This window comes from Paenibacillus ottowii (assembly GCF_050516475.1).
Classification (GTDB): Bacteria; Bacillota; Bacilli; order Paenibacillales; family Paenibacillaceae; genus Paenibacillus; species Paenibacillus ottowii.
In genome coordinates, this window is sequence record NZ_CP191577.1 from 193,048 (window position 1) to 210,856 (window position 17,809).

The 17,809-nt window shown below is 45.6% G+C and carries 19 protein-coding genes; 15 read left to right on the forward strand and 4 right to left on the reverse strand.

The features are described 5' to 3' along the window. The first annotated feature begins 284 nt into the window (after positions 1 to 284). Positions 285 to 851, forward strand: coding sequence for an NAD(P)H-dependent oxidoreductase (locus ACQQ6X_RS00875; protein ID WP_305167660.1), 567 nt, complete (start codon positions 285 to 287; stop codon positions 849 to 851). A 109-nt stretch (positions 852 to 960) separates the two neighbouring features. Here ACQQ6X_RS00875 and ACQQ6X_RS00880 read toward each other — a convergent pair whose 3' ends face one another. Next, complete coding sequence (locus ACQQ6X_RS00880; RefSeq protein WP_305167661.1) at positions 961 to 1,614, reverse strand: hypothetical protein; 654 nt, start codon at positions 1,612 to 1,614, stop codon at positions 961 to 963. A gap of 303 nt (positions 1,615 to 1,917) precedes the next feature. Between ACQQ6X_RS00880 and ACQQ6X_RS00885 the strand changes: the two genes are divergently transcribed. Together ACQQ6X_RS00885 and ACQQ6X_RS00890 are read left to right on the forward strand one after the other, a co-directional pair. Beyond that, on the forward strand, positions 1,918 to 2,121 hold the full coding sequence (locus ACQQ6X_RS00885) for a helix-turn-helix transcriptional regulator (protein WP_149035359.1): 204 nt from the start codon (positions 1,918 to 1,920) through the stop codon (positions 2,119 to 2,121). Then, positions 2,118 to 2,330 (forward strand): hypothetical protein, encoded by a 213-nt coding sequence (locus ACQQ6X_RS00890; RefSeq protein ID WP_305167662.1) that lies wholly within the window; start codon positions 2,118 to 2,120, stop codon positions 2,328 to 2,330. Before ACQQ6X_RS00885 ends, ACQQ6X_RS00890 begins: the two co-directional genes overlap by 4 nt. A 252-nt stretch (positions 2,331 to 2,582) precedes the next feature. Here ACQQ6X_RS00890 and ACQQ6X_RS00895 read toward each other — a convergent pair whose 3' ends face one another. Then, the gene (locus tag ACQQ6X_RS00895; protein WP_305167663.1) at positions 2,583 to 3,047 is read right to left on the reverse strand and encodes an AbrB/MazE/SpoVT family DNA-binding domain-containing protein; all 465 of its coding nucleotides are present in this window, start codon (positions 3,045 to 3,047) and stop codon (positions 2,583 to 2,585) included. Between the two features lie 303 nt (positions 3,048 to 3,350). On the opposite strand from ACQQ6X_RS00895, the gene ACQQ6X_RS00900 reads away from it, so the two are divergent. From ACQQ6X_RS00900 to ACQQ6X_RS00910, 3 genes are all read left to right on the forward strand, one after another. Next, positions 3,351 to 4,211 (forward strand): transcriptional regulator, encoded by an 861-nt coding sequence (locus ACQQ6X_RS00900; RefSeq protein WP_305167664.1) that lies wholly within the window; start codon positions 3,351 to 3,353, stop codon positions 4,209 to 4,211. Between the two features lie 76 nt (positions 4,212 to 4,287). Continuing rightward, positions 4,288 to 4,659, forward strand: a complete 372-nt coding sequence (locus ACQQ6X_RS00905; protein WP_149035362.1) for a MerR family transcriptional regulator — start codon at positions 4,288 to 4,290, stop codon at positions 4,657 to 4,659. A 239-nt stretch (positions 4,660 to 4,898) separates the two neighbouring features. Continuing rightward, complete coding sequence (locus ACQQ6X_RS00910) at positions 4,899 to 5,663, forward strand: MerR family transcriptional regulator (protein ID WP_305167665.1); 765 nt, start codon at positions 4,899 to 4,901, stop codon at positions 5,661 to 5,663. Between the two features lie 95 nt (positions 5,664 to 5,758). Here ACQQ6X_RS00910 and ACQQ6X_RS00915 read toward each other — a convergent pair whose 3' ends face one another. Together ACQQ6X_RS00915 and ACQQ6X_RS00920 are read right to left on the reverse strand one after the other, a co-directional pair. Next, positions 5,759 to 6,235 carry a hypothetical protein gene (locus ACQQ6X_RS00915; RefSeq protein WP_149035364.1) on the reverse strand — a complete coding sequence of 159 codons (477 nt, stop codon included), beginning with the start codon at positions 6,233 to 6,235 and terminating at the stop codon, positions 5,759 to 5,761. Between the two features lie 91 nt (positions 6,236 to 6,326). Beyond that, on the reverse strand, positions 6,327 to 6,806 hold the full coding sequence (locus ACQQ6X_RS00920) for a GAF domain-containing protein (protein WP_305167666.1): 480 nt from the start codon (positions 6,804 to 6,806) through the stop codon (positions 6,327 to 6,329). A gap of 176 nt (positions 6,807 to 6,982) precedes the next feature. On the opposite strand from ACQQ6X_RS00920, the gene ACQQ6X_RS00925 reads away from it, so the two are divergent. The 9 genes from ACQQ6X_RS00925 (at position 6,983) to ACQQ6X_RS00965 (ending at position 17,769) form a co-directional block, all read left to right on the forward strand. Further along, positions 6,983 to 7,987, forward strand: a complete 1,005-nt coding sequence (locus ACQQ6X_RS00925) for a hypothetical protein (protein ID WP_305167667.1) — start codon at positions 6,983 to 6,985, stop codon at positions 7,985 to 7,987. A 105-nt stretch (positions 7,988 to 8,092) separates the two neighbouring features. Beyond that, positions 8,093 to 8,398: a hypothetical protein gene (locus ACQQ6X_RS00930; protein ID WP_142613671.1), complete on the forward strand. Its 306-nt coding sequence runs from the start codon at positions 8,093 to 8,095 to the stop codon at positions 8,396 to 8,398. Positions 8,399 to 8,586: 188 nt separating this feature from the next. Next, positions 8,587 to 9,183, forward strand: coding sequence for a GNAT family N-acetyltransferase (locus ACQQ6X_RS00935; RefSeq protein ID WP_305167668.1), 597 nt, complete (start codon positions 8,587 to 8,589; stop codon positions 9,181 to 9,183). After that, entirely contained in the window at positions 9,167 to 9,925 is a 759-nt protein-coding gene (locus tag ACQQ6X_RS00940) for an energy-coupling factor transporter transmembrane component T family protein (protein ID WP_305167669.1), read from the forward strand. Before ACQQ6X_RS00935 ends, ACQQ6X_RS00940 begins: the two co-directional genes overlap by 17 nt. A 154-nt stretch (positions 9,926 to 10,079) precedes the next feature. Continuing rightward, entirely contained in the window at positions 10,080 to 10,667 is a 588-nt protein-coding gene (locus ACQQ6X_RS00945) for an ECF transporter S component (protein WP_305167670.1), read from the forward strand. 54 nt (positions 10,668 to 10,721) lie between these two features. Beyond that, positions 10,722 to 12,281, forward strand: a complete 1,560-nt coding sequence (locus tag ACQQ6X_RS00950; RefSeq protein ID WP_326403442.1) for an ABC transporter ATP-binding protein — start codon at positions 10,722 to 10,724, stop codon at positions 12,279 to 12,281. Positions 12,282 to 12,453: 172 nt separating this feature from the next. Beyond that, positions 12,454 to 13,968, forward strand: coding sequence for an MDR family MFS transporter (locus ACQQ6X_RS00955; RefSeq protein ID WP_305167671.1), 1,515 nt, complete (start codon positions 12,454 to 12,456; stop codon positions 13,966 to 13,968). A gap of 610 nt (positions 13,969 to 14,578) precedes the next feature. Further along, entirely contained in the window at positions 14,579 to 16,078 is a 1,500-nt protein-coding gene (locus ACQQ6X_RS00960) for a glycoside hydrolase family 68 protein (protein WP_305167673.1), read from the forward strand. Between the two features lie 104 nt (positions 16,079 to 16,182). Continuing rightward, positions 16,183 to 17,769: a glycoside hydrolase family 32 protein gene (locus ACQQ6X_RS00965; RefSeq protein ID WP_305167674.1), complete on the forward strand. Its 1,587-nt coding sequence runs from the start codon at positions 16,183 to 16,185 to the stop codon at positions 17,767 to 17,769. The last annotated feature ends 40 nt before the right edge of the window (positions 17,770 to 17,809 follow it).

Consider the following 17,809-nt stretch of genomic DNA (forward strand, 5'->3'; position numbering starts at 1 on the left):
AGCAGTTAGAGCAGACCTTTTTACAAACTTTTATAAAAAATTAAAAAACACTTTCTACTTGCCATGTAAAAAGGAATAAACTATACTGAGACCAATCAATTTGTGATTGATCAATCACTAACCAATGAACTGAGGGTAATATTCATGAGCAGGATACCGCTCAAGTTTACTCAGGACGTATCTTAATTGGAACTATTAAGTTAGCATATTCAGTTCATTGAAGGAGTACATAGTTATGTAATTGATCAATCACTCACCTTATTAACAAATGGAGGAGAGAAAGAATGAAACATCTTATTATTTACGCACATCCGTCTGGGGAAAGCTTTAATCATGCAATTTTGACCACAGCAGTAAAGGGGCTAAAGCAAAAAGGACATGATGTAGTCGTTCGCGATCTATATGATATCGGCTTTCAACCTGTACTCAGCAGTAGCGAGATCATTGGAGGAATTGGAGAAGATATTGTGCGGGAACAGAGGTTTTTGCAATGGGCAGAGGTGATCACCTTTATTTATCCGATTTGGTGGACGGGGATGCCAGCTATATTGAAGGGGTATATTGACCGCGTCTTCTCCTACGGATTTGCTTACAAATATGTAAACGGGGTGCAGATGGGACTGCTCAAGGGGAAGAAAGCTATTATCCTCAACACCCAGGGGAAATCACATGCGGAATATGCCAGCAACGGCATGGATCAAGCACTTCGCTTGACGTCCGACAAAGGCATATTTGAATATTGCGGACTTGATGTTATGTACCATCTATTTTTTGAGTCGGTACCTCAATCTGATGAACATACGCGTAAAGAATGGCTTCATCAGATTGCAGACATGGCCAGCAAGGCCTGATGGAAATATGTTTTAGAAAATTTCCGTAAGGTGGAAAAAAATGGCCAATGACCCGTTCAAAAGACAGCGCTTTGATCGGCGGGCGCTGTCTCTCTGGTCGGTCTGATATTTATTTTTTCCGATTTTTATGTTTAGCGCTACGAGTTCCACCGGAAGGCCACTGAGAGCTACCACCTTGACCGCCGCTTTGCCCATGAGAAGGCCACTGAGAGCTACCGCCTTGACCGCCGCTTTGCCCATGAGAAGGCCACTGAGAGCCACCGGCTTGGCTGCCGCTTTGCCCATGAGGATACCACTGGGAGCCACCGCCCTGACCGCCGCTTTGCCCATGAGGATACCACTGGGAGCCACCGCCCTGACCGCCGCCTTGCCCATGAGGATACCACTGGGAGCCACCGCCCTGACCGCCACTTTGCCCATGAGGCTGCCAATGCGACCCACCGCCCTGACCGCTGCCTTGCTCATGAGGCTGCCACTGAGAGCCACCACCTTGACCACCGCTTTGTCCTCCGATAGAAGGCATACTTGGATAAGGGCCTTGAGCCTGACTGATTTGAGTAACATCAATAAAAGACTGTGTGCCGTTAGGATATAGTACTAACATTGATTTATTAGCGGGATCTACGCTTTTTACAAAAGCCACAATCTGTTGGCCGTTAACAGTAAAGATTCCCCATAAATTAACAAAATTGCTCACTTCATTCGTAGTTGCGAAATGTTGTTGTGGCGATCTCATCGAACCACTAAAAGAACGTTTAGACAAGGTGTATATCTCTCCTTTAGATTGAATTTTGTGACATCATATGTGCAAACGTACTCATTGGAATGGGCAAATGTTCCTTCAAGATGATATTTATTTGGAAAACACTATCACCAGGAAGCTCTATGCTGTCAACAAAATAGGCGGCGATGTCCACGGTGTTAAGGTAGAAGTGGCGTTCATTCTATAGAAGGAGTAGATACTCGATTAACAACTTTATGTAAAAACAATTTGACATTTTTGAATAATAAAATATAATTATAAATGTAAAATATTTTTTACATTATTGGGGTTAAGGTGGATCCATTGAAAAATAACATTAGAAATGTGCGAAAGAATATGAAACTCTCACAAGAAGGGCTTGCCAACAAATGTGGCGTTACAAGACAAACCATAAACGCCATCGAAAATAATAAATATGATCCTACCTTAGCGTTAGCATTCAAGCTATCCATACATCTGAATACACAAATTGATAAATTATTTTTCTATGAGGAGGACATGGAATGAAATTACGAAAAGCTGACGAAATGGAAAAGTTCCAAAGCGACCAATCTGCTAAATTTGGATTTGTTTTTTATACGATTGCACTGCTGAGTTGGTCATTATACGATTTTTTTACCAAGGATGATTCTGGATGGCAAATGACCATTTTACTCATAGGGTGTGCCGTTTATTTTTGGACAAGGGTGGTCTATTACAAAAAAATGAATAAATAAACGAAATGACCTTCTCTAAATAGAAAAGGTCGTTTCCTTTAATTTACGTATTACTATTAAATGGCATTGTTTTCTTGAATAAGACATAAATCGCTTGCAAATCATCCAGTAGTTCTCTGTACCTAGTGGGGATTTTCGTATATGTGTTTCCTGTTTTTTGTCGGTTAGCTAGGATGCTGCGTATCACGGTTCAAAATTAGCTGTACATGATGAAATCTCTGGTGTATACCTATGTAGGGTAGCAAGCTGTAGTTATAGCATTTTTTTGAGCTGGGATATACGGGCTTGGGAAACCTCAAGTATTTTGGCATATTCGTGCTGTGCTGCATTGGGTTGCTTTTGCATTAATTCTTTTAGACTTTCAATCATCTGCTTTGTCGATCGCCGCAGACGTTTGGACTCTTTGATCGGCCGTTGTCCATTGGCTAAAGCTGATTTAGACGATCTCTGGATAGGGCTAAAATTTACCCCCTTCTTTAAACTTTCAATACATTCTTTACAAATAAAACTGTCTCTAAAATAAGTCAATTGTTCTGCTGAACCACACATTTTACACGTCACCCCGGTATATTTTCGAAAGGCGAGAATACCAGTTTCCTCATCTGCGAAAATCTCAACGGGATCACCTACATTAAAATCCATGGAAATTCGCATTTCTTTGGGAATAACGATACGGCCTAACGCATCTAGGGGACGTGTCATACCTGTACTTTTCAAATGATAACCTCCTTTTTTTATATCCTTATAATACTAAATAATTATGATAAAAAAGAATAGGCTTAGAGGAGCAATCGCATATATTAAGTAAACTGTTGAAAAGTATACAAGTAATTCCCAAAATATGTTTTCCTTTTGATGGAAAGCTGTTGGGTGACTTCAGGTTATTACTGATATATATTCAAAAAAATGTATTTTAGTTGGTAATGGGCATTTTTAGTAATATAGGTCAAGGTGCTGTGATTACATATGAGAATATTTAAGTTTTGGAAGAAGAATAAAAAAGCTAGGGAGGCGATCGATTTGGATACTGCAATTCCTGCAGCCATTATAAAAGTTGGCGGATTAGTAGATCAGCGAGAGCAATTCACTATCGAGGCAAAAAATTCTGCAGCTATGCTGGGGGAAGAGGCATTGCCTTTATTCCCACGTTATTTTTTTGGGACTGAGTTGCAGAAGCCGGAGAGTTTGACTGGAAAGTACGAAGGTTTGGGTGACTGGCTGCATATTCAACAGGATGCGATTTTTGAGATTATCTACTATTACAGGGAAAAGGCGATTCCCATGCTGTATCAGGTAGCATTTGGGGTTTACGATTGGACGCAGTATAAGGCAGTCCGGATACTAACTCGGTTAGCACGTGAAGGTCTTCAGACCGACCAGATTGTGGACGATATTATCAGCCATGTAGACGATTTTCGTTATGAGGCACAGATGCCCACCTTCTATTTTCTGTCCGGACTGACGGGGAATAAGAAAGTTGCCTCGCTGCTGCAAAGACACTTCCTTGAGAATCTGGAATATGATCCGATTGATGCCTTTGATATTTTTGAGCATTTGTACCGTTGCTCGCCTGATGTTGCCACGGGACATGCCGATTTTCTCAAAGCAGTTGCACGTGGGGAAGGCCTAGAAGGACGCTCTCCGTTGCTGGATGGAGCGATAGGAACTACCGATGAGAACGGTAAGCAAGAATACCATTGGCCTGATGATGAACCTGTCGAAGAGCACCACCAATTAAGAGCGGCAATATTTTATTACCAATTGAATCCTCAGGATGAGGAGGTCAATCGGCTGTTGGACCAATGGGAAGTAAGTCATCCGGAGGAGAATGTTAGGAGTTGTATTAGAAAATTGCGGGCGGAAGGACAGGAAGAGAGCTAGCTGTTCACTTAGTGAATAGGGGATTGTTGTTAAAGCCGACTTGAAGCGAAAATAAAAGAACAGGAGTGGATCAACCATGTACTCCATTAAAGAAGTTGAAATCAGGAGCGGATTGCCCGCATCTACCCTTCGTTATTATGAAAAAGAGGGCATTCTACCTGATGTCGGTCGAGATGAAGGTGGGAGAAGGGTATATACCGAGAAACAAATCGATTGGATCAGGTTCCTTATGGCTATGAAAGATACAGGAATGACCATTGAAGAAATTAAGGCATACCTTGAGCTGAATCTAAAAGGAGAAGCCACCATTCAAGAGAGAAGAGATTTCCTTGTTGCCCACAAAAAGAAAGTAGAAGAGCATATGGCGCAAACGCAGCACAACTTGGAGAAAATTATTCAAAAGATCGCTTTTTACGATCATGTGGTCATGGGAAAAAGCTTCTCTTAATGCCCAAATCTAATAGAAATATATGGAGCCCCTAGCTTATCTGAAATACGCTTGAGGGCTTTTTTTGCATAGATATCTGAAGATACTTGTTGTAGGTCGCAAGTATGGAAAATCGTTGCCATTGGGCGGTTCACAACGTGCTTATAGGGTAAAAGTGTAGTGCCAAGGTGGGGAGTGGGGGCGTTGACTCTCACGCCACGTGAGGCTGTAGACTGTGAAAGCAAGGGAGGTGAAGCGGAATGGCTTATACGGTAAAGGAAGTATCTGATCTGTCGGGAATCAGTGTTCGAACTTTGCATTATTATGATGAAATTGGATTGCTGAAGCCGCATCATATCGGAAACAATGGATATCGCTATTACGAACAGGACCAATTGTTGAGACTTCAGCAAATCATGGTGTACAGAGAACTGGATTTGCCTTTATCTGAAATTGGTAATGTACTGGAGCAAACCAAGGAAAAAAAGGCCGAGATTTTGCAGGTGCATCGAGCCAAGGTTGAGGCCAAGGTCTTCCGCTTGCATACTCTCCTTCAGACCATCGACCAAACGGTGGCCCATTTGAAAGGAGAACAAATGATGGAACCAGGGCAAATGTATCAAGGATTTAACCCGGAAAAACAGGAAATGTATGAACGTGATCTGAGAGAACGTTATGGTTCACAGGTCGAAGAGAAGATCCAGGAGAGCAAGGCCGCCACGACGAACTGGAGTAAAGAGGATTATTTGGATTCGCAGGCAGAGGCAGATCAGATTCATCGGGAGCTGGCTAAAGCCATGAATAAAGGCTTGAAGCATAACAGTGCAGAAGTACAGGCGCTGATCCGCCGTCATCTTCAATGGGTAAGCCGATTTTATACCCCAACGGCAGAAATTTATAGCGGGCTGGGAGACTTGTATGTAGAACATGAGGATTTCAATAAAATGTATGAAGGCTATCACCCCGGGCTGGCGGAGTATTTGCGAGACGGCATGAAGGTGCTGGCCGAACGGGAATTAAATTAGCAACGGCTGATAAAAAGGGCTATAAATAATATAAAAAAGGGTGAACAACAAGCCAATCAATGGCCTGCTGTTCCCCTTTTTTTGTGTAAAGCAGCTTACATGCCGCTTGGTGCTGTTCTCATGCCTTGCTGACTGCTACTTCCGTACTGATGCATGTTACTATTGCCTGCGAAATGCTGTCCAGTTGTTCCCATATGTTGCGGATAACTGTGATTCATATGGCTTCCTGCACCAAAGGTGGAGGGTTGCATACTGCGGGAAGCATAGTTATCGCCAAATCCAGGCTGAGTCATTTGGCTGCTAGAGCGGATGGTGTTTTCCAACTGATTACACAGTTGAATAACTTGTTGGTATTGCTGCATAGCTTTTTGGTGGTCCTGGATTGCAGTTTGGATCATTTGAGCCGCATTACGCTCACGTTGCATCAGACTTTCAAGGCTGGATGCATTTTGTTGCTCTTGTTGCAGCAACTGCTGATACATAGCGGTTCCTTGCTGTGTTTGTTGTGCCAATTGCTGAATAATTTGTTCACATTGATGAATTTGTTGTTGTGGAGCCATGTTGTTGAACATAGATCATCAATCTCCTTCGCCGGATAGTTTAGGTTTTAGGACCCTCATATATTGTGGCGAAGGAAGAACATATATATGCACAATTTTATGGCTACAGACTCGACACCAGAATAGACGTAAATTCCTCTAGGAATACACGATCATCGTGATCAAAGCGGCCTTTTAGCGGGCTGTCAATGTCCAGTACCCCAATCAACTCATTATTCTTGACCAAAGGGATAACAATTTCGCTATTGGAAGCAGCATCACAGGCGATATGTCCTGGGAATGCATGTACATCGTCTATGACAAGTGTACGCCGTTCAGCAGCTGCGGTGCCGCAGACGCCGCGTCCCAGTGGAATCCGTATACATGCAGGTAAACCCTGGAAGGGGCCAAGTACAAGCTCTGTACCATCATAAAGGTAAAAACCGCTCCAGTTAATATCTGGGAGGAAATGACCCAGCAACGCAGAAGCGTTTGCTAAATTGGCAATCATGTTGGATTCATCATGAATAAGTGCCCGAAGTTGTCCGAGAACTGATTCGAATTGTTCTTGACGTGTACCTTCGTAAGGTATTGCTTGAAACATGTAGAGTCCACGCTCCTAACATTAATTTTCCACAAATCTCATTTACCATCGGTTAATTAATTTAAGATATAACGATTGTATACATTTAGTCAACTGAAAAATCCTCTGTAACCTTTTGCTAGTCTCCGTAATCTAATCTCTGTACAGAATAATTTGGGGAAAAGGGGTAGTCTATTATGAAAAAGGGATATTACACACTAACCTCAGCGGTAGTGGCGAGTTTGATTCTGACGGCTGTTCCGGTATCGACGGTATATGGAGCTTCAACGAAAAATACCCAACCTGCACAGGCTGCAACAGGAGCATCATCCTTAAAAGAAGTGGATGCTAAAATTGTACAAAAGGCACAGGAGTATTTAAAAGCAGCAACAGGCAAAAGCTATACGTTTAGTGGGGCAAAGAAATGGAGTTTAGGCAACGAGAACGGTTGGGATTTCAGTATAAAAGGTGTGGAACACGGTCAAGTCATGGTTACCAAGAAGGGTGAATTAGAACGTATATATGTAGATCAATCCTGGGGAGAACTCAAGGATAGCTACAAACAGCAACTCCAAGCCGCATTGAAAAGCGTTCTCCAGGAACCAGAAGCAAGCAAAACACCGGAAGAAGTAAATATCTCAGTGGATAAAAGTAAAGGTGCAGTAGATTTATATACAAAAATTGATAATAACATTATTATTCTGCGGGAGGGTAAAGTGCTACGCACAATAAAGCTGCTCGCCAAGCAGGAGATAGATGAAAATGCACTAAAGGCGGCAAGCGGTGTCTTCGCTGGTTTGGAGGGCGTAAAACAGGGAGCGTTGAATGAACCAACCCAGCTGATCACTGAGAACGGAAAGACCGTGTATAACCTGATGTTTGGTACTGGAGCGCATCCGGTGTTTGTGAATGTGGAAAAAGGTACAAATAAAGTAACCAAGGTTGCGGCATATGAATTGCAGGACCCGGTTGCCAATTATAAAGAAGCCTACAAAAAAATGAAATCATACAGCGAGGCTCAACTGTTGAAAAATGCAGCTGGGCAATCTAAGGAGCTTCTGAAGGTTGACCTGACGGGCTATAAAGCTACACTGGATCCAAAGCTGACGGCTATCGTGCATTTTACGAAAAGTGGATCTCCATCTCTAGTCGGTTCTTTTAATTCGAAGGGCCAATTTTATGAACTGGAATTTAAGGAATAATAGGGAGCAATTCTGCAAGGGTTATCACGTATCTGTTTCCAGCTGACCTCCCAAGGGTAAAAACAGTGTAATATTGTTGGCCTAGGCCAGGGAGGAGCTAAAACGATGCATGCAGATGTTCAGAACTTGTTTATCCGTATACAGATGCTTTCTTACGCACAGCAGAACGATTTGACGGTGAGTGATGTACAACCGTTGCTCGAAGAACGCGGGTACCGTGTAGGAGAACGAGAGGTCAAGCAGGAGTTGGAAAACCTGACACAGGAAAACTTTCTAACACCGCATGATGATATGTTCAGCCTTACCGGCGCAGGGATCGAGGAGTTGCAGGAAATTCAGTCGATGCTGGGCGTATTGTACGAGGATGTTGTGAAAAATCCAGCACATGTCACGGCCCGCGCCTCTTCCTAAAAGGATTGGAGACACAAAATATTTTATAACAATAAATGGACTCCCTCTTTATTTCTGATTTCAGGAAGTAGAGAGGGCTATTTTGATGTATACAGGCTTGTCCACTTGAAAGAAGGTTGTGTTTGTTGAAGGGGTATGCTTAAATGTAGCGTATATTTGTGTCATTTTATGTGGAAGGATGATGGAACATGTGTGCATATGCATGTAAGGGGCATATCCCACTGCTGGAAAGCTCGCGTCTTCGGCTGCGAAGGATGGAAAGCCGGGATGCGGCTGCGATGTTCGCTTGCTGGTCTGACCCGGAGGTTCACCGTTATATGAACCTTTCTGGTATGTCAGGACGCGAGGATGCAGAGGATATGATTGAGCTGTTGAATGAGCTGGCCAAGACGGAGGATGCGCTGCGCTGGGGGATCGAGCTAAAGGAGAACGGGAAGCTGATTGGAAGCTGCGGCTTTAATTATTGGCAGACGGAAGGAGCTTATAAAGCCGAGATTGGTTATGAGTTGGCCAAGTCTTATTGGCGACACGGTTATATGACCGAGGCGCTTCGCTTGGTGCTGTCATTCGGATATAACACGATTCGATTAAATCGGATCGAAGCGCTGGTGGACCCGCGCAATACTGGCTCACAAGCCCTGCTGTCCTCGATGGGCTGGTCCCAGGAAGGCCTGTTACGGCAGGTACAGCATACATCTACAGGTTTTAAAGATATGCTGATGTATTCAATACTGCATGAAGAATGGCTTAGACTGGAGGTACAACGAAATGCTATTTCAGTATAACGGTGGTTCGTCGCCGCTGCACAGGCTTGGACCGTTAAGTAAGCTTATATGGGTGGGTTGCTTTAGTCTCCTGTCGATGGCATGGGATTCGACGCTGCAGGAAGCGGTTCTCTTGGCTGTCCTGATCGCTGTGGCTGGCTTGGGCGCACGTTTGACGCTGGTACGCCAGTTTCGTGCTATGTCTTTTTTGATTGGTTTAGGTATTCCGTATTTTATACTGTCTATTCTAGCGATTCGCGAAGGTCACGCAGTGGCATCATGGGGACCCATGGTAGTTACAGCGGAGGGACTGGATATCGCCGGGGCGTTAACGCTGCGGATTTTTGTATTGTTTTTGGCATCCTATATCTATCTCTCGACGACCGATCCCCGAGATTTTGTGCAGGCTTTGAATCTTCGCTTGCGTGTACCTTATCGATTTGCGTTCGGTATTTCAGTGGCGCTGACGTTCCTACCCTTATTGGAAGAAGAAGGGCGTACAATTATGGCTGCACGGCGCGTTCGTGGACAGGAGCCACCACGAGGGTGGAGCAATCGGTTATCATGGTGGAGCGGGTATGCGGCTGCAGTGTTGGTGAATGCTGTAAGACGGGTTCAGCAGACGGCCCTGGCTATGGAGGGCAAAGGTTTTGGCGCCTATGCAGAACGGACGTATCTTCGTACACTGAAGAATGGACGTTTAGGCTACGTATGTGCTGTGTTTGCTGTATTCGCTACGGCTGTTTTATGGTGGGTATTATAAAGAGCAGCCTTTTTTTTGCTCCCATTGTCAACTTTATAAATAAATTTAGGTTGACAATGGGGCGATGGATGAATACATTTATACAGTAACAGCTTGTACAAGGATCAAAACTAACCTTGTAGAGTAGATTATGGAGAGGAGTCAAGAAATACATATGAAGGAATCTCGTATTTTTGCAAAGTTTACAACGCAGGATATCGTGTTCATGGCAATGCTGGCCACGTTGAACGGTGTCATGACTGTGTATTTGTCGATGATTAACAAAACGTTAAACAGTCTGGGAGGGCCGATCGCAACTTCTGCTATTGTCGGGCTATACATGATATATGGCTTGCTGGCCTATTATGTTATTCGTAAACCAGGTACAGCGGTAATTGCTTATGCCTTTGGCGCGGTAGTGCAGTCATTTATGGGCTCTGCCTATGGAATTGCATCTATCATTGCGGCGGCTGTCTGCTATATGGTAGCGGCAGAGCTTGTATTTGCTCTATTGCGGTATCGACGTTGGAGCACAGTTTCACTGATGCTGGTGGGCGGGGCCATGGTTCCGCTGTGGTTTATTGTCGCAGCCAATATGTTTGGCTATATGCATTGGGGATGGAAGGTGCTGACGGTCGCACTGGTCGTTCGTATCCTGAGCGGCATTGTCCTGTGTGGTCTGCTGACAAAAATACTAGGCGATGCCTTGAATCGTACAGGTCTGCTAAAACGCTTTGAACTGGGCCGCGCTTCACGTGCATAACCAGGGTTATACATGGTTATAGCTTGAACAATAGGGATCGAGGGTATTTCGGTTATGAATGAACGTAGTGATCATGATGCAGAAAATAGAACGGCTGTCTCCTTGAGGGATTTTGGCTATCGCTATGACGACCAGGTGGAGCCAGCGTTACATGGTCTGACACTGGACATTGGGGTGGGCGAGCATGTAGCCATTGTCGGAGCTAGCGGAAGTGGAAAGTCTACACTGTGCCAGCTGCTTCATGGCGGGTTGTCCCGTTCTGGCGAAGGCGAACGGACGGGCGAGCTGACGGTGTATGGAATGGACCCCGCCAACGCTGAATTGGCTACAGTCGCCACTACTGTTGGCGTCGTGCTTCAGGACCCGGATGCCCAGCTAGTGCAGGGAATCGTCGAAGACGAAATTGCTTTTGGGCCGGAGAACCTGCGCGTGCCTCCAGTAGAAATAGAGCAGCGCCTGGTCGCTGCACTGGAGGCCGTCGGCCTTGCATCCGAGCGCGGCTCCTTCGTGCGGCGCCTCTCGGGAGGCCAGCGCCAACGCACGGCCATTGCTGCGGTGCTGGCGCTGGAAGCGCCGCTGGTCGTGTTCGACGACGCAGCGGCACAGTTGGACCCGCCGGCGGTACGGGACTTCGTCCTGCTATGTCGGCGGCTCCACGGCGCAGGTCGGACGGTGATCACCGCGTCCGGCCGCATAGACGACGGCGTGCGCGCAGCGCAGCGCGTCATCGTGCTAAAGGACGGGACCGTGCAGCTGCAAGGTCCGCCCGAAGAGCTGCTGCGCGAGCATAGTGCGCAGCTGGCAGCCTGGGGGCTGCTTCCCTCTTCCGCAGGGAGGGAAGACATGCCGCGTGAGCCGGGGGTGAATTCCGGCTTGGCGGCTAATTGCGCTGGGCAGCCGTTGCTGGAGGTGAAGGGATTGCCCTTCACCTACCCCGGCAGCCAGCGCCCGGCGCTCAAGGGCGTGAGTCTTGCCCTTGCGCCTGGCGACCGAGCCGTAATGCTGGGCGAGAACGGTTCTGGCAAAACTACGCTCGGCAAGCTGCTTATGGGCTTGCTCCCCGCACCGAGGGGATGCATGTGGTGGGAGGGGCAGGACATGGCGAAGCTGCCTATTCATCAGCTGGCCGCCGGGATCGGCTATGTATTCCAGCAGCCAGAGCATCAGTTTGCAGCTGCAACGGTGTGGGAAGAGTGCTTGTACAGCGTGCGCGCTAAGCTTGGTTTACGGATCGGAGATCCGGTTCCCGCCGCCTATGAGGAACGGGCGCATCGCTTATTGGCAGCCGCCAGGCTGAACCACAGGCTGGAGGCTTCGCCATACCTGTTAAGTGGAGGCGAAAAAAGGCTTTTGAGCGTTGCGGCACAATTCATCCTACCCAAAAAGCTTTACATTTTGGATGAGCCAACTGCGGGAACGGATTACGAAGGAGCGAACATCCTGCTCCAGATGTGCACAGAGCAGTCCGCTGAAGGTGCGGCTTTTTTGATCATTACCCACGATCTGCAGATTGCTGAACGCTTTGCTGACCATGTTCTTCGTATGGAAGAGGGGTATCTCTATAAAACGGAAGATAGCGGGAGTTATCATACGATTACAGTTGACAAAAATTAAGGATATGTAGACAATAATATATATACATCGTATACAACAGGCGGCCTATATAGGCCGCCTGTTTACGATTATACAGTGTGGGTAATCATCCATTTGAGAGGGAAAACTGCACAGATACAACACAGTTTGTACAAGGAAAGGATTTGTGATTTGCTTGGGAAACGATAAACCTATGAAGCGCGGACTCGTGCTGACAGGTGTTCTATTGGCCACCTTTCTGGCCGCGATTGAAGGAACGGTTATCGGTCCAGCGGGACCGACAATTGTGAGTGAACTGGGCAGTGTGAATTTGCTCAGCTGGATTTTTACGGCATATTTGCTGACGATGGCTGTAACCACGCCTATTTTTGGCAAACTTAGCGATCTGTTTGGCCGAAAACCCATTTTTCTAATTGGCTGTTCGTTATTTGTGCTTGGCTCTTTGCTTTGCATGCTGGCTGGTAGTATGGAACAGCTTATTTTATACCGGGCCATTCAAGGGATTGGAGCAGGCGGTGTCATTCCTGTTACCTTTACCATTATCGGTGATATATACAAAATGGAGGAACGTGGTAAAGTCCAGGGTATGATCAGCTCGGTATGGGGGATTTCTTCCCTGGCTGGGCCCCTATTGGGCGGTTACGTAGTCACGTATTTTGGCTGGGAATGGATTTTCGGCTTTAACGTTCCTTTTGGATTGCTGGCTATGTTCTTCATCGCCCGTTACCTGCGGGAACAGGTAAGCAAGCGTACCGCACGTATCGACGTGGCGGGGGCTGTTACCTTTACCATCGGGATGACGGCACTCCTGCTCGTATTGGCTCTAGGGGGACAGTATATCGGTTGGGCTTCTCCTGAATTGCTGGCCCTGGCTGCCGTGGCGATTTTATTCCTGATTTTGTTCTTGGTTATCGAAAAGCGCGCTCAGGAGCCGATGGTGCCCCTGAAGCTGTTTCGGATACGGGATATCGCTTTCTCCTGTGCCGCTGCACTGCTCGTTAGTACCCTGCTAATCGGGCTGACTAGCTATCTGCCGCTATGGATTCAAGGCGTACACGGGGGAGATGCCGCCTCATCTGGTCTGGCGCTGGCCCCCATGTCGGTAGGGTGGTTGTTCGGCTCCATGATCGGAGGACGCATTTTGCTGACGCTGGGTTCGCGTCGAACCTCTTTGATCGGCCTGACTCTGATTGTATTGGGAGCCTTCGTCATGACCTTGATGAACCTAACAACTCCAATCTGGCTGCTGTTCCTGTCTACGTTATTGTATGGACTGGGATTTGGCTTCTCGATAACCGTGTTCACGATTATTGCTCAGTCCTCAGTCGGATTCCAGCTGCGTGGCGCGTCTACAGCCTTGAATACGTTCCTGCGCACATTGGGACAAACGATTGGGGTTGCAGCCTTCGGTTCATGGCTGAATTATCGCATTGCAGCTCAGACAGCTGACGGACAGCTTACACAGCAAGGGGTTACACAGGAAGATATTAATGGTCTGCTGGCCCCGCATGCTTCACAGAGTCTAAGTGACAAGGTTGCCGAATTACTCCGTTCTGTACTGGAAAACAGTCTGCATTCCCTGTTCGTGATCATGATCGTTATTGCGGTGATTAGCTGGTTTGTCGTTCTCGGCTTGCGGAATCGTCCACCAGGCACGGAGGAAGAGGCAGATCAGCGTATCAAGACACCCCAAAGAGAACACGCATAAAAAATAATCTACTTCTTTCATTATAAAGAGACAGTCCGGTACACCTTTAGGGTCCGGGCTGTTTCTTTATGTAAAGGTCTCTTCTCCTACTATTTTGGGCAAATAGCCACCTCGTATAGGACCGATAAATCCTCAAGTGTACAAAAAGGCAATAAAAAACCCTTGGAGATTGCGATATATTTATATCTTATAGGTAACAAAATGGTAAAAAAGTCTTAAGAAATTGTAACAAAAAATTAATTTCTGTATTAAGTTACAGGGTACTATGGAACCATTTTTTTGAACCCGCTTACAAATCGGGCATTTTATGATTTATTTTAGGATGTTTTTGCATGTGAATGAAGCAACCAACCTAGCAAAATAAGACATGCAAGAAAATCAAGTAGCAAATTTTTCTGAATGTATTAGGAATGAAAAAAATGGAATTTTTCAGAAAATTACTAGGAAAATATGAGGATGAACTTCATAGAGAAACCTGTTTTCTTACCTCAAATAAAAGGGATTTTCAGTCTATATCAATCGTTTGACATACCATATAAAATGACCCTACCAACGAAAAAGTTGGTCTTCAAAACTAGAAGGCATAATTAGATTAAGGGAGATGGAGTACTTGAAGTTTAACAAATGGTTCAGTAAAGCAGCCACGGCAACAGTAGCAACTACCTTACTGTTAGGAGGCGGCGTACAGGCTTTTGCAAAGGGAAATGACAAGGCTGATTCCAAAGCAGACAGTGCATTTACCCAAATTACGCGTAATGACATGCTGAATATTTTCAAGCAGCAAGGCAAAGAGAAATATGAGGTTCCGTCCTTTGATGCCTCTACAATTAAAAATATTCCTTCTGCTATTGGTCACGATAGCTCAGGCAAACAGATTGATCTGGATGTCTGGGACAGCTGGCCGTTACAAAATGCCGATGGCACAGTAGCTAATTACAAGGGATACAATATCGTTTTTGGACTGGCAGGCGATCCTAAAAGAGGCGAAGATACATTTATATATCTGTTCTATCAAAAAGCGGGTAATACTTCACTGAGCGGCTGGAAAAATGCGGGTAGAGTATTTAAGGACAATGATAAATTGCTTTCCAACGATCCGATTCTAAAAAATCAGTCAGAAGAATGGTCCGGCTCAGCTACCTTAACTTCTGATGGACATGTACGTTTGTTCTATACTAGTAGACAGCCTTATGATCCGAATAATAAATTATACGGTAAGCAAACTTTGAGCACGGCTCAAATTAATGTCTCTCAGCCTGATGGCGAGACTCTGAAAGTAGATGGAGTCGAGGATTTGAAATCAATCTATGACGGTGGGGATGGGAAAACCTACCAAAATGTACAACAAAGCGTCGGAATAGACATGGATAATCATACCCTTCGGGACCCTCACTATGTCGAGGATCAAGGCCACAAATATATTATCTTTGAAGCCAACACAGGCACAGAGACAGGTTATCAAGGCGAAGACTCGATTCAAAACCCGGCTTATTATGGCGGCAATAAGAAATTCTTCACAGAAGAACAGCAAAACCTGCTGCAAAGTCCTAAGAAAAAAGGAGCTGAGCTGGCGAACGGCGCACTGGGCATCGTTGAATTGAATGATGATTATACGTTGAAAAATGTAATGCCTCCTTTGATCGCATCCAATCTGGTAACAGATGAAATCGAACGGGCAAATGTGTTCAAAATGAACGGTTTGTGGTATTTATTTACGAGTACAAGAGGTTCCAAGGTGACTGTAGATGCGATCGGTGACGATGATATTTACATGCTCGGTTATGTTTCGACTTCCTTGACAGGGCCTTATAAACCGTTGAATGGAACCGGTCTCGTTCTTCATCAGGATCTGGATCGTGATGATATTACCTGGACGTATGCCCATTTTGCTATCCCGCAAGGCAAAGGCAATAATGTAGTCGTTTCGAGTTATATGACCAATCGTGGGCTTTTCCCGGATCATAAATCTACTTTTGCACCAAGCTTCCTGCTGAATATTAAAGGCTCGAAAACCTCTGTTGTGAAAAACGGTATTCTGGCGCAAGGGCAAATCACGATTGATCCAGCGAATGACAAAAAAGAAAACCAAAATGAGTATGGCAAGAAATAAGTAGGTATAAGCAGTATGTCCGAAGGCGGCAGTTTGGTAGCAAACCGATCTGTCGTCCTTCGGACGATACATAACGATGCAATGAAGTAAGGAGGATCGTCATAATGAGAAAAAAAGCTATCAAGAGCATTTGGATACGATCCGTAGTAGTCATCACAGGCTTAACGATATTCATAGCTATGGGATGGAATATGTACCAACAGGATGCAGGCAAACCCCCGAAACCTGCTGCAACTCCCAAAAAACAAACAAACCAAAATAAGCATACAGCACCGACCTATAGGGCAGCCTATCATTTTACCGTTCCGGATAAATGGAAAAATGATCCGCAGCGACCGATTTATATGGATGGAAAATATCATTATTACTATTTATATAATCGTGATTACCCTCATAAAAACGGTACAGAATGGCGCCACGCCACATCTACCGACCTGGTTCATTGGAAAGATGAAGGAGTGGCCATTCCTAAATACACTACCCCCAACGGTGATCCTTGGTCGGGTTCGGTTGTGATCGACAATAATGGCACCGCAGGCTTTGGCAAAGGCACGCTAGTAGCCATTGTCACACAGCCTTCCGCAGATGGAGGAAAGCAGGAACAATTTCTGTGGTACAGTACGGACAAAGGCAAGACGTTTACTTCTTACCGCAACAAGCCCGTGATGTCCAACCCTGGTACAAAGGATTTCAGAGATCCCAAGATTATCCGGGATACTCAGCGTAATCAATGGGTAATGGTCATGGCAGAGGGAACGAAGATTGGTTTTTACAAGTCTAAAAATTTAAAGGATTGGCAGTTTACGAGCGGCTTTCAAACGGAAAATATCGGGCTTGTGGAATGTCCTGATCTTTACCAGATGCGTGCGGATGATGGGACCTATCATTGGATTCTGGGCGCGAGCGCCAATAGCAAACCAAACGGCGGTCCCAACACGTATGCCTACTGGACCGGAGATTTTAATGGGGAAGGATTTCTGCCTAATCGCAGTGAGCCGGAGTGGCTGGATTATGGCTTTGACTGGTATGGTGCGGTTACGTTCGAGGACGGCAATAGCAAAGACCAATACAGTCACCGCTATGCGCTGGCCTGGATGAACAATTGGGATTATGCCAATAACACGCCTACCCTAAAAGAAGGCTTTAACGGAATGGATTCGGTTGTTCGCCAAATTCGATTAAAGCGTACAACTGATGAAGGCTATCGCTTGGTTTCACAGCCTGTACCAGCTTTGGAGCAATTCCCTACCGCAACGGAATCATTGGGGAAGATCCAAGTAGACGGGACTCACAAGCTCTCAATATCCGGTGATGCCTATCAGTTAGAGGCGGATATATCTTGGTCAACGATCAAAAATACAGGCTTGAGGCTTCGAGAGTCTGCGGATGGCAAGCGTCATGTCGATGTGGGTGTTTCGCTGGAGGGGCAATATTCTTATGTAAATAGAGCGAACACCGGACAGCCGGATCAGAGTGGAACATATGTAGAAAGTAAGGCGCCTTTTGATAACCACAAAAAAAATGTCCACTTGAACATTCTCGTCGATAAAACCAGTATTGAAGTCTTCGTAGATGATGGAGAAGTAGCTTATTCCTCCTTAGTATTTCCACGCTTGGAGGATCAGGGAATTACTCTTTTTGCAGATGGCGGTAAAGCTATTTTTAACAATGTAGTGGTCAAACATTTTTAGTCATTAAAAAAGTCCACCCTTGAATATAAGGGTGGACTTT